Origin of the sequence: Magnetospirillum gryphiswaldense MSR-1 v2, from assembly GCF_000513295.1 — a bacterium.
In the GTDB taxonomy this organism is placed as follows: domain Bacteria; phylum Pseudomonadota; class Alphaproteobacteria; order Rhodospirillales; family Magnetospirillaceae; genus Magnetospirillum; species Magnetospirillum gryphiswaldense.
This window is the reverse complement of sequence record NC_023065.1, coordinates 3,699,276-3,716,462: the sequence shown is the minus strand read 5'-3', so window position 1 is coordinate 3,716,462 and position 17,187 is coordinate 3,699,276. Positions and strand designations below refer to the sequence as shown.

Genomic DNA, 17,187 nt, shown 5'->3' with positions numbered 1-17,187 from the left:
TGCCCACCGTGTCCGCCGGCTTGGGATGGTAACGACGTGAACGCCTTTATGCAGATGATGCGTGGCCTTGGCCCCATGCGCTTGGCGGCGATCGCCGGCGTCGGCGTGTCGATCCTGGGTTTTTTCATCTATCTGATGAGCCGCGTCGCCGCGCCGCAGATGGAGTTGCTGTATGGCGATCTCGAGATGGCCGATTCCAAGGCCATCGTCGAGAAGCTGGCTGCCGATAAAATTCCCTTCGAGGTCCGCAAGGACGGCGCCGAAATCTGGGTGTCCAAGGACAAGAAGAACGAGCTTCGCGTCCGCATGGCCGAGCAGGCCATGCCGTCGGTTGGCCGCGTCGCCGGCTATGAACTGTTCGACAAGCAAGACGCCCTGTCGTCCACCAGCTTCCAGCAGAACATCAATTACGTCCGTGCGCTGGAAGGCGAACTCAGCCGCACCATCCGCGCCATCGACAAGGTCAAGGTCGCCCGCGTCCATCTGGTGCTGCCCAAACGCGAAGCCTTCGCCCGCGAAGCCAACGAGCCCAGCGCCTCGGTGATCTTGAAGATGCAAGGCGCCGCCCGGCTGGACAAGGCCCAGGTCACCGCCATCCAGCACCTGATTGCCGCCGCCGTCCCCAAGATGAAGCCCAACCGCATCTCCATCGTCGACGACAAGGGGACACTGCTGGCCAAGGGCTATGACAACGACCAGGAAGTGGCATCGGAAAACGCCGAAGCCCTGAAGATGAGCACCGAGAACCGGCTGGCCCGGACAGTGGAAAGCATGCTGGAACGCTCGCTCGGGCCGGGCCGCGTCCGCGCCGAGGTTTCGGTGGAGATGGATCTCTCGCGCGCCGTCACCACCGAGGAAACCTACGACCCGGAAAGCCAGGTGGTGCGCAGCCAGGTCACCGTCAACGAGAACGAGGAAAACCAGGACGGCGAGACCCCCAACGTTTCCGTCACCAACAACCTGCCCGACCCCAATGCCAGCGCCGCGTCGGGCAACAAATCGTCGTCCAAGGCGGCCAAGACCCAGGAAACCGTCAATTACGAGATTTCCAAGAAGGTTAAGAATACCGTGCGCGAGATGGGCGAGGTCCGCCGCATCACCGCCGCCGTGCTGGTGGACGGTGTCTACGACGTCGCCGCCGACGGCAAGAAGACCTATCGCGACCGCAGCCCCGAGGAAACCGCCAAGCTGGAGGAACTGGTCAGGAACGCCATCGGCTTCGACCGGTCGCGCCAGGATCAGGTCAAGGTGGTGTCCATGCAATTCGCCGGCGGCGAGGAGCAATACGCCGCCGAGGAACCGGGCGAATTCATCTTCGGCATGCGCCGCGACTTCGTCGAGAAGATCGCGTCCAATTTGGGCCTGTCCATCGTCGCCATCTTGTTCCTGCTGTTGGTGCTGCGCCCGCTCATCGGTCGCGCCATCGAAAGCATGCAAGGCCAGGTCGGCCCCGACGGGCGCCGCCTGCTGACCGCCGACGGTTCGGGCGTGCCGCAACTGGCCGGCCCCGGGGCACCCGCCGTCCCCGCCCCCGCCTTGGGCGGCGAGGAAGAGGTGATCGCCGACGAACTGATCGACATCGATAAGGTGGAAGGCCGTGTGAAGGCCTCGTCTATAAGGAAAATTGGTGAAATCGTCGACAAGCATCCGGAAGAAGCCCTGTCCATCATCCGCAACTGGCTTTACCAGGAAGCCTGATCCGCTGAGGAGCCCGCCGCCATGGCCCGCGTAAAAGAGGACTATCGCTCGCTGAGTGGCCCGCAAAAGGCGGGCATCATGATGCTGTCCTTGGGCGAGGAGCACTCGGTCAAGCTGTTCTCCATGATGGGCGACGACGAGATCAAGGAATTGTCGCAGGTGATGGCGTCGCTGGGTACGGTGTCGTCTTCCATCGTCGAACGATTGTTCGTGGAATTCGCCGACCAATTGTCGTCCACCGGCTCGCTGGTCGGCTCGGTCGACACCACCGAACGGCTGCTGATGAAGTCGCTGCCGAAAGACCGCGTCCAGCAGATTCTGGAAGAAATCCGCGGCCCCGCCGGTCGCACCATGTGGGACAAGCTGGGCAACGTCAACGAAGCGGTGCTGGCCAATTACCTGAAGAACGAATACCCGCAGACCGTCGCCGTGGTGGTGGCCAAGATCAAGCCCGATCATGCCGCCCGCGTGCTGTCGATCCTGCCGGAAAACTTCGCCATGGAAGTGGTGATGCGCATGCTGCGCATGGAAGCGGTGCAGAAGGAAGTGTTGGACGGCGTGGAAAAGACCCTGCGCACCGAGTTCATGACCAACCTTGCCCGTACCCAGCGCCGCGACGCCCACGAAATGATGGCCGACATCTTCAACAATTTGGACCGCAACGCCGAAAACCGCTTCATGTCGGCGTTGGAAGAGCGCAACCGCGAATCGGCGGAAAAGATCAAGGCGCTGATGTTCACCTTCGAGGATCTGGTCCGCCTCGATGCCTCGGGCGTCCAGACCCTGCTGCGTCAGGTGGAAAAGGACAAGTTGGCCCTGGCGCTCAAGGGCGCTTCCGACGCCATCAAGGATCTGTTCTTCAAGAACATGTCCGAACGCGCCGGCAAGATGCTGCGCGAGGATATGGAAGCCCAAGGTCCGGTGCGTCTGCGCGACGTCGATCAGGCTCAGTCGCTGATCGTGGTGATGGCGAAGGAACTGGCGGCGTCGGGCCAGATCGTCATTTCCGAAGGCCGCGAAGAAGACGAGCTGGTGTACTAAGCCATGGTCGATCGCAAGTACATGTTCGACCTGGATTTCGACCGGCCGCAACCGGCCCAGACCGCCCATCATCGGGCCGAGGAAGAGGAACCCGACGACGAACCCGAGATCGAGGCGGAGCCGCCGCCGCCCATGTTCTCGGAAGAGGATTTGCTGCTGACCCGCGAATCCGCCTTCAACGAGGGGCGTGAAGCCGGGCTGGAAGAGGCGGGCGCCGCCACCGAACGCCTGCTGGCCACCGCCCTGGCGACGCTGACCCAGCAGATGGACGGGGTGAGCCGCCAACAAGACGACGCCAACGACACCAATGCCAGGGCCGCCATCCGGGTGGCCATGGCGGTGTTAAAGAAGATGTTGCCGGCGGCGTGCGAACGTCACGCTTTCGACGAGGTGACCCGGGTGGTGGAAGAAGTGGTCGGCCATGTGCTGGACGAACCACGCATCATCGTCCGCGTCGCCGCCCCCCTGGTGGACGGTGTCCGCACCCAATTGGAGGCGGTGGTCCAGGGCCGCGGCTTCGAGGGCCGCGTGGTGGTGCAGGCTGATGATCGCCTGCCTTTGGGCGATTGCCGGGTGGAATGGACCGATGGCGGGGCCGAACGCGATCAGGCCCGGCTGATGGCCGATATCGACGCGGCGGTGGAACGCGCCCTGGCGCCGCCGGAACGGCGCCAGGAAAGCGATGCGGAATAGACCAGGCCTTAAGCCTGGTTCTGGAGGACGAATGACATGGCCGATTTTGAACTGAACGACTTCATCCCGGAAAATGAAAGCCGGGCCATGGAACTGGCGGAGGGACCACGCTCGGCCCGCGACCTGGAAGCCGTTTACGACATCCCGGTGCAGGTTTCCGCCGTCCTCGGCAAGGCCAACATGCAGGTCAATCAATTGCTGAAGCTGGGTCGCGGCGCCGTGGTCGAACTGGACCGCAAGGTGGGCGAGGCCATCGACATCTACGTCAACAACCGGCTGGTGGCCCGTGGCGAAGTGGTGGTGGTGGAAGATCGCCTGGGCGTAACCATGACCGAAATCATCAAGACCGATCGCGGTTAAGGGGGCAGGGCATGCGACTTCTGATCATCGGGGCGATGGACGGCCAGATCGGCGCCGCCAGCCAGATCGCCATGGCGCGCGGCGCCAAGGTCAGCATCGCCGAGGACGTCGACCAGGGCATGGAAGTGCTGCGCGGCCAAGGCGCCGATCTGGTGATGATCGACGTTCGCCGCGACGTCCATCGCCTGATCGAATGCCTGGAGAGCGAACGCATCGTCCTGCCGGTGATCGCCTGCGGCATCGCCTCCGACGCCTCCGCCGCCGTACGCGCCATCAAGGCCGGTGCCAAGGAATATATTCCACTCCCCCCCGACGCCGAGCTGATCGCCGCCGTCCTGGCCGCCGTCACCGACGAAAATCATGCCATCATCTACAAAGACCCGCGCATGATCCAAACCATGAAGTTGGCCGAGCAGGTGGCCGGCTCGCATGCGTCGATCCTGGTGACCGGCGAATCGGGCACCGGCAAGGAGCTGATGGCCCGTTTCATTCACAACAAAAGCCCCCGGGCCAAGGGCCGTTTCGTTGCCGTCAACTGCGCCGCCATCCCGGAGAACCTGCTGGAAAGCGAGCTTTTCGGCCATGAGAAGGGTGCCTTCACCGGTGCCGTCGCCCGGCGCATCGGCAAGTTCGAGGAAGCCACCGGCGGCACGCTGCTGTTGGACGAAATCTCGGAAATGGATATCCGCCTGCAAGCCAAATTGCTGCGCGCCATCCAGGAGAAGGAAATCGACCGTGTCGGCGGCGGCCAGCCGGTTAAGATCGATGTGCGCATCGTCGCCACCTCCAACCGCAACCTGGAGGAATATGTCCGCCAGGGCGGTTTCCGCGAGGATCTGTATTACCGCCTGAACGTGGTCAACCTGATCCTGCCGTCCTTGCGCGAACGTCCCCTCGACATCGCTGTCCTCGCCGATCATTTCGGTCGCAAATACGCCGAGATCAACGGCGTGCCGGCCCGGCCCATCACCCCTGAGGCCCGCCAGATGCTGGTCCGCCATTCCTGGCGCGGCAATGTGCGCGAGCTGGAAAACACCATGCATCGCGCCGTGCTGCTGGCCAACGGCAACGAGATCGGCCCCGAGGCCATCCTGTTGACCGGCGCCCCTTTGGGCGGTCAGCAAGACCCGGTGGTGGCGCAGGTGGCCCAGGTGGCGCAATCGGTCATGGGCGGCAACACCAGCGGTCTGGTGGGCAAGACCGTGGCGGCGGTGGAACGCGACCTCATCATCGACACACTGTCCCATTGCCTGGGCAACCGCACCCATGCCGCCAATATCCTGGGCATCTCCATCCGTACGCTGCGTAACAAGTTGAAGCAGTATTCCGAGGAAGGCGTCCCGGTGCCGCCACCGGCCGGCGGCGAGCCGGCTTATTGATGGGAATGATCCATGGCTGATGGACCGGCACAGGGCGGTATGGCCGGCGCGGGTGAAGCCCGCGCCGCTTGGGGCCGCTTTTCCTCCGCCGCCAAGCGCGGCGACGTCATACTCGCCATCGGCGTGGTGTTCATCCTCGCCGTCCTCATCCTGCCCATGCCGACCTGGCTGCTGGATCTGGGTCTGGCCTTTTCGCTGACCGTTTCCGTTCTCATCCTGATGGTCTCGATCTTCATCGAGAAGCCGCTGCAATTCAGCTCGTTCCCCACCGTTTTGCTGCTGTCCACCCTGATCCGGCTAGCGCTCAATCTGGCGTCCACCCGTCTGATCCTGGGTCACGGCCATGAAGGTGTCGAAGGGGCGGTCAGGTCATCGCCGCCTTCGCCGAATTCATCATGGGCGGCAATTTCGTCATCGGCATCATCGTCTTCATCATCCTGGTCATCGTCAATTTCGTCGTCATCACCAAGGGCTCGGGCCGTATCGCCGAAGTGGCGGCGCGCTTCACCTTGGACGCCATGCCCGGCAAGCAGATGGCCATCGACGCCGATCTGTCCGCCGGCCTGATCGACGAAAACGACGCCAAGAAACGCCGCTCGGAACTGGAACAGGAAAGCCAGTTCTTCGGCGCCATGGACGGTGCCTCGAAGTTCGTGCGCGGCGACGCCGTCGCCGGCCTGTTGATCACCGGCATCAATCTGGTCGCCGGCATGATCATCGGCATGGCCCAGAACAACCTGCCCTTTTCCCAGGCCGCCGATTTCTATACCAAGCTGACCATCGGTGACGGTCTGGTGACCCAGGTGCCGGCGCTGTTGGTGTCGGTGGCCGCCGGCATGCTGGTGACCAAGGCCGGCGTCCAAGATAGCGTCGACAAAGCGCTTTATGGCCAGTTGGCCGGTTATCCGCGCGCGGTCGGCACCGCCGCCGGCCTGATCTTCCTGCTGTCCCTGGTCCCCAACATGCCGTTCCTGCCGTTTGCCCTGCTGGGCGGCGGCATGGCCGCCGGCGCCTTCTTCCTCGACAAGACCCAGCGGGCCAAGACCGAGCGTGAGAGCATCGAGACCGAGGAAAAGGCCCGCCAGAGCGCGCCGGTGGCGGAAGAACCCATTTCCACCGCGCTTCGCATCGACATGGTGCGCCTGGAGCTGGGCTATGGTCTGTTGCAGCTGATCAACAACCCCAAGGGCGTCAAGCTGACCGATCAGATCAAAAGCTTGCGCCGGGCCATGGCCGCCGAAGTGGGCTTCGTCATGCCAAGCGTGCGCATCCAGGACAACATGCAGCTGCCGGCCAATACCTATGTGGTCTACATCAAGGAAGTGGAATCGGGGCGCGGCGATCTCAGGCCCAACCAATTGCTGATCATGGACCCCCGGGGCGACGACATCACCCTGCCGGGGGAAAAGACCAAGGAACCCACCTTCGGCCTGCCGGCTATGTGGGTCGACCCCACCAACCGCGAGGAAGCGCTGTTCCGCGGTTACACCGTGGTCGATCCGCCCACCGTCATCACCACCCACCTGACCGAGGTGATCAAGGACAACATGTCCGAGCTTTTGTCCCACGCCGAGACGCAGAAGCTGCTGGACGAGTTGGACAAGGAACACCAGAAGCTGGTGGCCGAACTGATCCCGTCGCAGATCACCATCGGCGGCTTGCAGCGGGTGCTGCAGAACCTGTTGAACGAACGCATTTCCATCCGCGACCTGTCCACCATCTTGGAAGGCATCGCCGAGGCCTGCGGCCATACCCGCAACGTCACCATGATCACCGAGCACGTGCGGTCACGGCTGGCCCGGCAGATTTCCGACCTCAATACCGGCCATCAGGGGTTCATCCCGCTGGTCACCTTGTCGCCGGAATGGGAGCAGGCCTTCGCCGAGGCGCTGGTCGGCCAGGGCGAGGAAAAGCAATTGTCCATGTCGCCGTCGCAATTGCAGGATTTCATCACCCGCACCCGCCAGACCTTCGAGCGCTTCGCCATGCAAGGTGAAACCCCGGTGCTGCTGACCAGCCCCATGGTGCGCCCCTATGTGCGCTCGATCATCGAACGCTTCCGCCCCATCACCGTGGTGATGAGTCAGGCGGAGATCCATCCCAAGGCCAAAATCAAAACGCTGGGGCAGATATGATCGGGGGGCGCGCTTAGGCCATGAGGCTCAAATCTTTCACCGCCCCCACCATGGCCGAGGCCATGGAACTGGTCCGCGTCGAACTGGGCGACGAGGCGATCATCGTCTCGACCCAGCGGGCCGCCGGGTCCAAGGGCGTGCGCATCACCGCCGCTCTGGAACCCGCCGACGCCGATCTGGCGGTGGCGGAAATGCTGGAGGAATCCAGCCTTTCCTCTGCCGCCGACGCGGTCAAGGCGGCCTTGGAAAACCACAATCTGCCGCCCCGGCTGCTGGAGCGCCTCGTCAACGCGGCGCGTACCTCGGACATCACCGAGCCCACCTTGGCCTGCGCCGCTGCCTTGGAAGCCGGCTTCGCCTTCGCCCCCTTGCCGGAACATTCCGCCCCCCGGCCGTTCATGCTGATCGGCCCGCCCGGATCGGGTAAATCCATCGCCGCCGCCAAGCTGGCGGCACGCTCGGTGCTGAAACAGCGCCATGTCGGCATCATCACCTGCGACAACATGCGTGCCGGCGCGGTGGAACAATTGGCCGCCTTCACCCGCATCATGGAAATCGAGCTGGTGCGCGCCCGCGGTCCCGATGCGTTGCGCAAAGCGGTGGAGAACGCCACCGGCATGTTCGACCTGATCGTCATCGACAGCCCCGGCTTGAACCCGTTCAAGCAATCCGACCTGGATTTCCTGCAAGCCCTGATCGAAGCCGCCGACGTCGAACCGCTTTTGGTCATGGCCGCCGGCGGCGACCCGTTCGAGGCAGCCGAGATGGCCGAGGCCTTCGCCGGCATCGGCGCCACCCGCCTGTTCACCACCCGGCTCGACACCACCAGGCGCCTGGGCGCCATGCTGGCCGCCGCCGAGGCCGCGCAACTGGCGCTGTGCGACGTTTCGGCCAGTCCGCATGTGGCCAGCGGTCTCGCCCCCATTTCCGCCCTTTCCCTGGCCCGGCTGCTGCTGCCACAACCGCCAGCCCCTGAAAAACAAGACGAAACCTTCTGGACCCACGAGGCACCCGCATCATGACGACGGCAAGCGATCTCCCCACTTTGGCGCCCCGCCCCGCGCCGCGGGCCAAGGGCCGCAACGTCATGGCGGTGGCCTCCGGCAAGGGCGGCGTCGGCAAGACGTGGTTCTCCATCACCCTGGCCCACGCGCTGTCGCGGGCCGGGCGCAAGGTTCTGTTGTTCGACGGCGATCTGGGCCTGGCCAACGTCGATATCCAACTGGGCCTGATGCCGAAAACCGATCTGGGCAGCGTCGTCGCCGGGCGCATGACCCTGAATCAGGCCTGCGTGCCCTATACCGAGGGTGGGTTCGACATTCTGGCCGGACGTTCCGGCAGCGGCACGCTCGCCAATATTCCGCTCTCACGCCTGCAATTGCTGGGCGACGATCTGGTGGTTCTGTCCAATTCCTATGACAAGGTGGTGGTCGATCTGGGCGCCGGCGTCGAGAAGACCACCCGCAACTTCGCCCAGCAGGCCGGCACCATCATGGTGGTGACCACCGACGAGCCCACCTCGCTGACCGACGCCTATGCCTTCATCAAGGTCACCCACATGGAGCGGCCCGGCACCGACATGCGCATCGTCGTCAACATGGCCAATTCCACCCGCGAGGGCGAGCGCATCTACAACACGCTGTTGAAGGCCTGCGAAGGCTTCCTGAAGATCAGCCCGCAACTGGCCGGCGTCATCCGCCGTGATCTCAAGGTGCGCGAGGCCATCCGCAACCAGACGCCGATCCTGACCCGTTCGCCCAATTCCGAAGCCGCCGCCGACGTGGAAGCCATCGTCGAGCGTTTGCTCAGGACCTGACGCCATGTCGGCGATCCTGCCGCCCTCGGCCAATCCGGCGCCGCCCACCAGCAGCGCCGGACCGGTGCCGGTCAGCGTGACAGGAGATGCCAAGGCCCTGGCCGGCCTGCCCGCCGGCGCCCTGATCGAGGCCATGGCTCAGGCCCGTCCGACCAAGGGCGTGCTGGAAGTGATGACCGCCGACGGCCCGCTGCAATTGAAGGTCTTGCCGCCGGCCACCTTGCCGCCCATCCCCGAAGGGGCGCGCCTGCTGCTGCAAACCGGACCCAATGGCGCCCTATCTCTGATGGCCGTCAATGGCCGCGCCCTGGGTGGAGCGGCCTTGACCGGAATGCCGCCGGGCTTTCTGGGGGGGGCGGTGTTGGGCGGCGGCGTCCTCGGCACGGGGCCGCAACCACCCAATACGCAGACGGCGACAAATCCAGCGCAGCACAGCGTACAGACCGCGCCCCCTGCTACCGTGCAGACCGGTGCGGCGCCGGGGATCACCGCCACTGTGATCCGCCCGGCGCAAAATCCCGGCGCCATGGACAGCCCGACCGCGACCGGTGGATTACCGAACAATCTTCCCGCCGGCACCCAATTGACCGTGCGCATCGCCGGCATCCAGCCGCCCCAGCCCCAGACCGGTCAAATTCCCACGGGTAATCCCACTAACAATTCCCAGCCTGCCAGCGTGCCCAACCCGGCTCATGCTGCGCAGCAAGGGATGCAGCATAAACCCACAATGTCGCCGCCGGCACCGCCCGGCGGCACCGCGTCACCCCTGCCCATGACCGTCACCGCGCCATCGGCAAGCGGTGCCCCGCCCATGCTGAGCGGCACGGTGACCGCCCATCCCCCCGGTGGTCAGGCGGTGCTCAACACCAGCATCGGCACCATCGCCGTTCCCACCGCCCAGTCGGTCGCAATCGGCAGCGTCATCAGGCTTGAGGTGGTGGCGCCTCCCAATCCCCCCGCCGCCCCGCCGCCCAATGTGGCCGCCGCTAAACCCGAGGGGCTGACCGCGCAAGGCTGGCCGGCGCTGACCGACACCATGGAAACCCTGGCCACCAACGACCGCCAGGCGCTGGACATGATGATGCGAGCCATCCCCCAGGCCGGGCCGCGTCTGGCTGCCGCCATGGTCGCCTTCACCGGGGCGATGCGCACGGGTGATTCCCGCGGCATCCTTGGCGACAACACCACCAAGGCGCTGGACAAGGCCGGGCGCCGCGACCTGGCCGAACGACTGAAAGCCGATCTGTCGGCGCTGTCGGAGGAGGCTGGCAGGCCGGTCGGTGGCGGCGACTGGCGGTTGCACACCATGCCTTTCGCCCACGGCGGTCAGGTCGACCCCATCCACCTGTTCGTGCGCGGGGCCGATGGCAAGGATGGCCGCAATCAGGCCGGCAGCGCCAATGGCGATCAGCGTTTCATTCTGGATTTCAATCTGACCAGCCTGGGCCGGCTGCAATTGGACGGATTGGTGCGGCGCGAGGACAAGCTGTTCGACCTGATCATCCGCACCGGCGACCCGCTGCCACAAGAGATGCGCATGGACATCATGCATATCTTCACCCAGGCGTCGGAACTGGTGGGCACCAAGGGCAGTGTCGCCTTTCAGGCGGGTGGGCGCTGGATCGACATCCGCACCGACCAGACCGGACCGACCAGCATTCAGGCGTGATTGGACCCTATGGTGGTGACTTTAGAGCATTTTCACATCGAGCGTCCATATCCGTCGTGGGCGAAGAAATTGGCGCATTCCTCGGGCGGAAACAGGTCGATGAGTTTTCCGATCACGTCCCATAAGGTGTTGATGGTGCGGGCTTGCGCCTTTCGCAGCAGGCTCTTGAGCTTGGCGAAGGCGAGCTCGATGGGATTGAGGTCTGGGGAGTAGGGCGGCAGATACCGCAGGGTGGCCCCTCGGGCTTCGATGAGTTGCTTGACCCCTGCCACCTTGTGGGCGGGCAGATTGTCCATTACGACGATGTCGCCGGGCCGCAAGGTCGGAGCCAGGACCTGCTCGACATAGGCCAGGAAGATCGCGCCATTCATCGCCTTGTCGATGACGAAGGGGGCGGAGATTCCGTCATGCCGGAGCGCCCCGACGAAGGTGGTCATTTTCCAATGACCGTGCGGCACCGCAGCCAGCAGCCGCTGACCGCGCGGCGCCCGTCCGTAGCGCCGGGTCATGTTGGTCGATGCCCCGGTTTCATCAAGGAAGACCAAGCGGGTTGGGTCCAGCGCCGGCTGCTCGGCTCGCCAGGCGATGCGTCCTTCGGCTACGTCGGGACGTTCCTGCTCGGCAGCATGCGCACTCTTTTTTTCAGACTGAGGTCGAGCCGCTCAAGCGTGTTCCACAGGCCGCCGACGCTGATCGACACGCCCAATTCGGCCAGAACCCAGGCGCGCAACTCAGCCAGCGTGGCATCGGGCTCGACCTTGATCTGCGCCTGCAACGCCTCAAGGTGAGCCGCCAGCTTCTGTCCTGGCCGCCCAGGCCGTGGCTTCACCGTCGTCTCGCCGGTGGCCCGGCGGCGGCCTTGGGCCTTGTAGATGTACGAAACGCTCACCCGGAACAGCGGCGCCACCTCGTAGGCGCTCATGCCGCTGTCCACAGCCGCCAAAACTCTATCGCGCAAGTCCTGAGAATAGGACTGCCCTGAGCGCCACGTCATCGCATCATCCTCGGGAGCGTTGTTACCGAAGATGTTGAATCACAAAATGACCTCAGGGGGAATCCTCTACCGATTCCGCTCGGCGTGAAACCGCTCTAGTCGCACCAGCTCTGCTTGGCTCGCCCGCCATATTCCCGTGCCAGTTTGTTGGCGATCAGCAGGGCGGCCATATCCTCGCCCTTGGCGGTGATCATGCGGGCGACCACCCGCTTGCCATATTTGTCGGCGATAACATCGCGCAGGGTGACCCATTCGTCGGTGGTCAGCTTACCAGCCACGAATGCCTCGGCCTGATCGGCGGCGGCTCGTTCGGCGTCACATTTCCCGCGCTTTTCCGGGGTATCGATTCCGGCCAGACGGACACTGGTTTCCACATCCTGGCCCAGCCAGATGCGGGCGCGCACCATCACGGTGTCGCCATCGACGACCCTGAGCACGCGAGCCGGAATGGGGCCGGGCAAGCGATCATCATCGGCCCAGACCACATGCGGGACGCAAAGCACGATCACAGCCAAAGATGCGGCAACGATATTGTGTTTTATGGGCAATTTACGCGCCGTAAAGTTGCGTTATTCGTCGAATGGCCTCAAAAATTGAGGCGTCACACAAGCTTTACGGTAAAAAAGGAAACAAGGCAAGAACATTTGTGGTCAAAACACCTGCGCACCCTTGCGGCGCAAAAGCTTTCCATCCAGCGTCACCGATTCCTCCGGCGTATCGCCGACCACCGTGCACACCTTGACATCGGGTAGGGCGCGGGCGATGCAGCACGCCAGATCGAAGCGTTCCTGCAACGACAAATGTTGCAGGGGGGGATACATCTGTTCGTCATTCAATCGGATCGTTCCCATGATACCCGCCCATTTTACTGTCAGAACAGATCGATGCCGTCATCGGTCAAGTCCTCGCCGCGGAACACCACTTCGTCGCCGATCTGGCTGCCCAGACGGGCATGGACCTCGGCATCGGGGATGGTGCGGGCGATGAAGGATGCGAATTCGTACAGATATTGCGGCCCGTCCACCGTCAACGGCTGATAGCGGCTATCACGGTTGGCTTCCAGCTTGACCATGAACATGGCGTCCTCCTGTGCGTTGTTCAGATCATAGACCCGATAGGCGCACAGGGGGGTATGCCAAGAACGATGAGCGGGGCTGGCCCGAACTCATGCGCAAACACGTAAAATTGTCAGGGATTTTTAGCGCTTGAGCATGTCACCAAATTGCTTGGTGAAATCGGCGCGCACGGCTTCGGCCAGGGGTGGCCATAGATTGGGGGCAATGGTGCCGGCACTTTGCCCGCCCATACCGGTCAGGCCTTGGGCGCAAACCCAGTCGGGGCTGATGGTGTGGCCGAACAAATCGGGCCGGGCCAGGGCGCGCTGTCCGGCTTCGCCGAATTCCTGTTGGTGCTGGTGGCCGTAGCGGGCGACGATGGCCGCCTGCCGGGCCAAGCCCGAGACGGCGCGGCGTGCCGACGAATCGCGGCAGCGCCCGGCATCGTACTGGCCGCGCATCAGCGCCACCGCGTACCATTCCAGGGCCTCTGTCCCCCGGTCGGCGATCAGCAACCGGCGTGACAGGTCGAACAGATAGCCCGAGGACAGGGCCAGTTGGTGGCGGCTGGTCCAGGCGATGACCTGGGCGTCTTCGCCCGACCCCAGGGTGGCGACCCGTCCGAACAGATCGGCCTGTGCCATCCAGTCGGCGGGCGGTTGGTCGGGCAGTTCAGCGGCGCCAACGGCCAGGGGAGAGGTCAACAGGGCAGCGACAAAGGCTGCCGCCGGAAAAATACGCGGCATCATATCCCTTTCACCTGTCCCGTCGTCACCTTAACCGTCCCCCCGCCTCCCGACAAGGGAAGCGCGACGGCTCAACGCTGTTCCTCGAGAAAGCCGTGGACGGCCTGGAACAACTGGCGGCGATTCTTTTCCAGCAGCAGCATGTGGGTGCCTTCGCCGATCAGCACATAGCGCCGGGCCGAGGTGCCGGTCAGGTGGGCGAACACCGACAGGCCCATGGCTGGCGGTGTGTCGGCATCCCATTCGCCCTGCACAACCATGGTGGGGGCGGAAATGCGCTCCGGCTGCCAAGCCGGGGTTTTGGCGCCCCAGGTCTTCAGTGCGTCGGCGACGGCGCCGTTGGGCACTTTCAGCAATTGCTCGCCGCCGGCGGTTTCGGCCAAGGCGTTCATCCAGGTCCGCTTCGCTTCGGGGGTGATCAGTTCCTTGCGTTCCTTGTCGGGCAGGTTATGCCCCCAGCGCTCGCCGATCAGGAACAAAGGCACCGAGCGCCAGGCGCCCAATTCCTTCAGGGCATCGGCGGCGGTGGGTTCGTCCGAGATCCAAGGCGGCGAATACAGCACCAGCTTGTGGATCTTGCTGGAGGTATTGGCGGCATAGCTGCCGGCCAGGGTCGCTCCCCACGACCAGCCGATGATGGTCAGCTTTTCCAGGTTGCGCCGCGACAGGATGTATTCCACCGTCTTCGACACGTCGCGCAAGGCGGCGGTGTTGTCCACCAGTGGCGCCTTGCCCTCGGGTGGCTGGGCCATTTCCGCCGGCTTGCTCGAGGCACCGTAGCCGCGGATATCCAAGGCATAGACGTCATAGCCACGCCGGGCCAGATAATCCATCCAGCTTTGGCCGTCGATGGCGTGGTCGAAGGTGGCGATGCCGGGAAAGGTCGCCCCATGCAGGAACAAGACCGTGGTCTCCGGCTTGGGGCTGTAATATTCCTCGGGGTGCTTGTTGCGCAGATGCAGGCGCAAATTATCGTCGCGGGCGTCGAATTGCAGGTTTTCGGTGACGATGGCCGATGGCGGCAACACCTTTTGCGCCCAGGCGGGCGCCCAGGCGAACAGGGCCGACAAAAAGATCAGGACGCGCAGCATGACAACTCCCCAAGTGGTCAGGGAGTCATGATGGTCGCCGGCTCACGCCAAGTCAAACCCCGCCAGCGTATGGGGCCGGATCGGACAGGCCGGCATCGGCGAACCCCTTCAGCCGCAGCCGGCAGGCGTCGCAGCGACCGCAGGCGTGGCCATGGACATCGGGGTCGTAACAGCTGGAGGTCAGGCCGTAATCCACCCCCAGACGCTTGCCTTCGGCGATGATCTGGGCCTTGGTCAGCGAGATCAGCGGGGCGTGGATGGTCAGGCGACGCCCTTCCACCCCGGCCTTGGTGGCCAGATTGGCCATGGTCTCGAAGGCCTTGATGTATTCGGGCCGGCAATCGGGATAGCCGGAATAATCCACGGCGTTGACGCCGACGAAGATGTCGGCGGCGCCCAGCACCTCGGCGAAGGCCAAGGCGAAGGACAGCATGATGGTATTACGCGCCGGCACATAGGTGACCGGGATTTCCGCGTCCATCTCGGCCTCGGCCCGGTCCTTGGGCACGGCGATGTCGGCGGTCAGGGCCGAACCGCCGAAAAGGCGCAGGTCGATATCAGCGATACGGTGGTCGGTGATTCCGGCCGCAGCCGCCACCTTGGCGGCGCAGGCCAACTCCACCTGATGGCGCTGACCATAGCGGAACGACAAGGCGGCGCAGTCGAAGCCCCGTTCCGTCGCCAGGGCCAGCACGGTGGCGGAATCCAATCCGCCCGACAGCAGGATGACCGCCTTCTTTGTCATGGGCTTACAGCGAGAAATGCGAGGCGACGAAGGAGTCGATATCGGCCTCGGCCCAGCCCTTGGCCTTGAGGTCGGTGCGGATGGCGTTGACATCCACATTGGGCCAGGTGTGGCAGCTGTCCACCGTATGCTTATCGGCGTCCATGATGCGGAAATCATAGGGGCGCTGTTCGCTTTGGAAGACGTCGTAATAAAGCACCTGATCGACGTGGTTGTCGGGCAGGAAGGTGAGGATGCGCGGCTTCAGGGTATAAAGCTCTTCCGGCCCCTTGATGTAATCGGCAGCGGCGATGATCACCTCGTCACCGGTCTGGCAGGTGCGGGCGGCGGCGCCGTTCAGGATGCAGCAGCGCGATCCGGGCTGGCCGAAGATGACATAGGTGGAAATGCGGGCGCCGGAACTCTTGTTCCAGATTTCCACGAATTCCATGGGATAGATGCCGGCCAGGGCGCATTGCTCGGGGTCGAGCGTGATCGAACCGTGATAGTTCAGATCGGCGCTGGTGACGCGGATGCCATGGAACTTGGCGCGGATAACCTTCATCATGGGAAGCACCGGAGGTTGGGGCGACGGATTTCTCGCGGACATAGACTAGAAGTGCCGGGCATGGCAATGGAATCTTGCTCAGGAAGGAAATCAGGCATGATCGCGTCATTGGATCATCTGGTGCTGACGGTTGCCGACATCCAGGCCACCTTGGCGTTTTACGGCGATGTCCTGGGCATGCAGCCGGTGACTTTCGCCGGTGGGCGCCACGCCTTGGCCTTTGGCGCGCAAAAAATCAACCTGCATCAAAAGGGCCTGGAATTCGAACCCAAGGCGCAACACCCCACCCCGGGCTCCGCCGATTTGTGTTTCGTCGCCGCCATCGACCTGGACGCGGTGCAGGCCCGCCTGCGGGCCAAGGGCGTGGTCATTGTCGAAGCCCCGGTGGCGCGGACAGGGGCGGTGGGACCGATTTTGTCGGTTTATATCCGCGATCCCGACCATAATCTGATCGAGATATGTACCTACGGCGCATAAAGCCATTGATTTAACCACGGGGCCGAATCAGTATTTGGCGGTTAAGTCGACCCTGAACCCACGAGATATCGCCCATGGACGCGCAAAAGCTGGCCAAGGTGCTGGCCATGGCCGCTTCGGACAATGAAACCGAGGCGCTGCATGCCCTGCGCACCGCGCGGCGTCTGCTGGACAGCCACGGCACCGATTTCGTCGGTTTGGCCGAGCGTCTGGCCGGCGGCGGCGCCTCCGAGGCGCTGGAAGACGCAGTGTTCGACCTGCGCAACGAGGTGCGTCATTTGCGCAGCGAAAACGAACGTCTGCGGCAAGGCCGCCCGGCACAGGCCGGCACCACCGTGCCGCCATCGTTCCAAGACGCCGCCCGCGATGCCGCCGAACTGATCCGCCTGCGGGCCGAACTCGATACCCTGCGGGCCGAGATGCTGCGGGTGCAGGCGCACGAGGTCACCGTGCAGGAGCAGTTCCGCCACGCCTTGGCCGAGGCCGGGGCCTTGGGCTTGCGTCTGTCCGAGGCGGAAAGCCGGCGCATGCGGCTGGAGGCGGAAAATCGCCGCCTGAGCCATGCCAACCACGCGCTCAAGCTGGATCTGGCCGAGGCCCAGGCCCTTGCTCCGACAGCGAAGGCTGTAGTGGTCGCCAATCTGCCGGCTGAACGGAACAAGGGCAAGAAAGCTGCCGTTTCCGCCAAAGGGCGCGGACAGTACGCTCTGTTCTAGTTCGTATTAGTCCTAAAGTGCATCC

At 64.0% G+C, this 17,187-nt stretch carries 18 protein-coding genes and 1 pseudogene; 11 read left to right on the top strand and 8 right to left on the bottom strand.

Going from position 1 to position 17,187, the window contains the following annotated elements; all coding sequences use genetic code 11:
• The first annotated feature begins 36 nt into the window (after positions 1-36).
• The 9 genes and pseudogenes from fliF to MGMSRV2_RS17785 all read left to right on the top strand — a co-directional run bounded on the left by fliF (position 37) and on the right by MGMSRV2_RS17785 (position 10,791).
• Positions 37-1,698 carry a flagellar basal-body MS-ring/collar protein FliF gene (gene fliF / locus MGMSRV2_RS17825; protein ID WP_041633756.1) on the top strand — a complete coding sequence of 554 codons (1,662 nt, stop codon included), beginning with the start codon at positions 37-39 and terminating at the stop codon, positions 1,696-1,698.
• 21 nt (positions 1,699-1,719) lie between these two features.
• The gene (gene fliG, locus MGMSRV2_RS17820; protein WP_024081772.1) at positions 1,720-2,739 is read left to right on the top strand and encodes a flagellar motor switch protein FliG; all 1,020 of its coding nucleotides are present in this window, start codon (positions 1,720-1,722) and stop codon (positions 2,737-2,739) included.
• A gap of 3 nt (positions 2,740-2,742) precedes the next feature.
• Complete coding sequence (locus tag MGMSRV2_RS17815) at positions 2,743-3,432, top strand: FliH/SctL family protein (RefSeq protein ID WP_024081771.1); 690 nt, start codon at positions 2,743-2,745, stop codon at positions 3,430-3,432.
• A 36-nt stretch (positions 3,433-3,468) separates the two neighbouring features.
• The gene (fliN, locus tag MGMSRV2_RS17810; protein ID WP_024081770.1) at positions 3,469-3,792 is read left to right on the top strand and encodes a flagellar motor switch protein FliN; all 324 of its coding nucleotides are present in this window, start codon (positions 3,469-3,471) and stop codon (positions 3,790-3,792) included.
• A gap of 11 nt (positions 3,793-3,803) precedes the next feature.
• On the top strand, positions 3,804-5,171 hold the full coding sequence (gene flbD / locus MGMSRV2_RS17805) for a sigma-54-dependent transcriptional regulator FlbD (RefSeq protein ID WP_024081769.1): 1,368 nt from the start codon (positions 3,804-3,806) through the stop codon (positions 5,169-5,171).
• Positions 5,172-5,183: 12 nt separating this feature from the next.
• Positions 5,184-7,306 (top strand): annotated as a pseudogene (flhA, locus tag MGMSRV2_RS17800) (flagellar biosynthesis protein FlhA).
• Between the two features lie 20 nt (positions 7,307-7,326).
• On the top strand, positions 7,327-8,328 hold the full coding sequence (locus MGMSRV2_RS17795) for a flagellar biosynthesis protein FlhF (protein WP_024081766.1): 1,002 nt from the start codon (positions 7,327-7,329) through the stop codon (positions 8,326-8,328).
• The gene (locus MGMSRV2_RS17790; protein ID WP_024081765.1) at positions 8,325-9,122 is read left to right on the top strand and encodes a MinD/ParA family protein; all 798 of its coding nucleotides are present in this window, start codon (positions 8,325-8,327) and stop codon (positions 9,120-9,122) included. Before MGMSRV2_RS17795 ends, MGMSRV2_RS17790 begins: the two co-directional genes overlap by 4 nt.
• Before the next feature lie 4 nt (positions 9,123-9,126).
• Entirely contained in the window at positions 9,127-10,791 is a 1,665-nt protein-coding gene (locus MGMSRV2_RS17785) for a hypothetical protein (RefSeq protein ID WP_024081764.1), read from the top strand.
• 32 nt (positions 10,792-10,823) lie between these two features.
• On the opposite strand, the gene MGMSRV2_RS17780 is transcribed toward MGMSRV2_RS17785, so the two are convergent.
• The 8 genes from MGMSRV2_RS17780 to MGMSRV2_RS17750 form a co-directional block, all read right to left on the bottom strand.
• A protein-coding gene (locus MGMSRV2_RS17780; protein WP_144084247.1) for an IS630 family transposase occupies positions 10,824-11,785 on the bottom strand; the annotation gives its coding sequence in 2 pieces (ribosomal slippage) (positions 10,824-11,437 and positions 11,437-11,785; 963 coding nt in all).
• Positions 11,786-11,880: 95 nt separating this feature from the next.
• Complete coding sequence (locus MGMSRV2_RS17775; RefSeq protein WP_144084338.1) at positions 11,881-12,288, bottom strand: thermonuclease family protein; 408 nt, start codon at positions 12,286-12,288, stop codon at positions 11,881-11,883.
• Between the two features lie 147 nt (positions 12,289-12,435).
• Entirely contained in the window at positions 12,436-12,621 is a 186-nt protein-coding gene (locus MGMSRV2_RS21220) for a hypothetical protein (RefSeq protein ID WP_106002827.1), read from the bottom strand.
• Positions 12,622-12,656: 35 nt separating this feature from the next.
• Positions 12,657-12,863 carry a hypothetical protein gene (locus MGMSRV2_RS17770; protein ID WP_024081761.1) on the bottom strand — a complete coding sequence of 69 codons (207 nt, stop codon included), beginning with the start codon at positions 12,861-12,863 and terminating at the stop codon, positions 12,657-12,659.
• Positions 12,864-12,983: 120 nt separating this feature from the next.
• Positions 12,984-13,589, bottom strand: coding sequence for a hypothetical protein (locus MGMSRV2_RS17765; protein WP_024081760.1), 606 nt, complete (start codon positions 13,587-13,589; stop codon positions 12,984-12,986).
• A gap of 68 nt (positions 13,590-13,657) precedes the next feature.
• Positions 13,658-14,677 (bottom strand): alpha/beta hydrolase, encoded by a 1,020-nt coding sequence (locus MGMSRV2_RS17760; RefSeq protein WP_024081759.1) that lies wholly within the window; start codon positions 14,675-14,677, stop codon positions 13,658-13,660.
• A gap of 52 nt (positions 14,678-14,729) precedes the next feature.
• Positions 14,730-15,422, bottom strand: a complete 693-nt coding sequence (gene queC / locus MGMSRV2_RS17755) for a 7-cyano-7-deazaguanine synthase QueC (RefSeq protein WP_024081758.1) — start codon at positions 15,420-15,422, stop codon at positions 14,730-14,732.
• Between the two features lie 4 nt (positions 15,423-15,426).
• Complete coding sequence (locus MGMSRV2_RS17750) at positions 15,427-15,969, bottom strand: aspartate 1-decarboxylase (RefSeq protein WP_024081757.1); 543 nt, start codon at positions 15,967-15,969, stop codon at positions 15,427-15,429.
• Positions 15,970-16,065: 96 nt separating this feature from the next.
• Here MGMSRV2_RS17750 and MGMSRV2_RS17745 point away from each other — a divergent pair, with 96 nt between their 5' ends.
• Complete coding sequence (locus tag MGMSRV2_RS17745) at positions 16,066-16,446, top strand: VOC family protein (RefSeq protein ID WP_024081756.1); 381 nt, start codon at positions 16,066-16,068, stop codon at positions 16,444-16,446.
• Between the two features lie 74 nt (positions 16,447-16,520).
• On the top strand, positions 16,521-17,162 hold the full coding sequence (locus tag MGMSRV2_RS17740) for a DUF2786 domain-containing protein (RefSeq protein WP_024081755.1): 642 nt from the start codon (positions 16,521-16,523) through the stop codon (positions 17,160-17,162).
• Positions 17,163-17,187: the final 25 nt, after the last annotated feature.

Coding starts and splice junctions, on each gene's coding strand:
- MGMSRV2_RS17750 (WP_024081757.1), bottom strand. CDS start 15,969: ATGATGAAGGTTATCCGCGCCAAGTTCCATGGCATCCGCGTCACCAGC.
- queC (WP_024081758.1), bottom strand. CDS start 15,422: ATGACAAAGAAGGCGGTCATCCTGCTGTCGGGCGGATTGGATTCCGCC.
- MGMSRV2_RS17815 (WP_024081771.1), top strand. CDS start 2,743: ATGGTCGATCGCAAGTACATGTTCGACCTGGATTTCGACCGGCCGCAA.
- fliN (WP_024081770.1), top strand. CDS start 3,469: ATGGCCGATTTTGAACTGAACGACTTCATCCCGGAAAATGAAAGCCGG.
- MGMSRV2_RS17785 (WP_024081764.1), top strand. CDS start 9,127: ATGTCGGCGATCCTGCCGCCCTCGGCCAATCCGGCGCCGCCCACCAGC.
- MGMSRV2_RS17740 (WP_024081755.1), top strand. CDS start 16,521: ATGGACGCGCAAAAGCTGGCCAAGGTGCTGGCCATGGCCGCTTCGGAC.
- fliG (WP_024081772.1), top strand. CDS start 1,720: ATGGCCCGCGTAAAAGAGGACTATCGCTCGCTGAGTGGCCCGCAAAAG.
- MGMSRV2_RS17795 (WP_024081766.1), top strand. CDS start 7,327: ATGAGGCTCAAATCTTTCACCGCCCCCACCATGGCCGAGGCCATGGAA.
- MGMSRV2_RS17760 (WP_024081759.1), bottom strand. CDS start 14,677: ATGCTGCGCGTCCTGATCTTTTTGTCGGCCCTGTTCGCCTGGGCGCCC.
- MGMSRV2_RS17745 (WP_024081756.1), top strand. CDS start 16,066: ATGATCGCGTCATTGGATCATCTGGTGCTGACGGTTGCCGACATCCAG.
- flbD (WP_024081769.1), top strand. CDS start 3,804: ATGCGACTTCTGATCATCGGGGCGATGGACGGCCAGATCGGCGCCGCC.
- MGMSRV2_RS17770 (WP_024081761.1), bottom strand. CDS start 12,863: ATGTTCATGGTCAAGCTGGAAGCCAACCGTGATAGCCGCTATCAGCCG.
- MGMSRV2_RS17790 (WP_024081765.1), top strand. CDS start 8,325: ATGACGACGGCAAGCGATCTCCCCACTTTGGCGCCCCGCCCCGCGCCG.
- MGMSRV2_RS17765 (WP_024081760.1), bottom strand. CDS start 13,589: ATGATGCCGCGTATTTTTCCGGCGGCAGCCTTTGTCGCTGCCCTGTTG.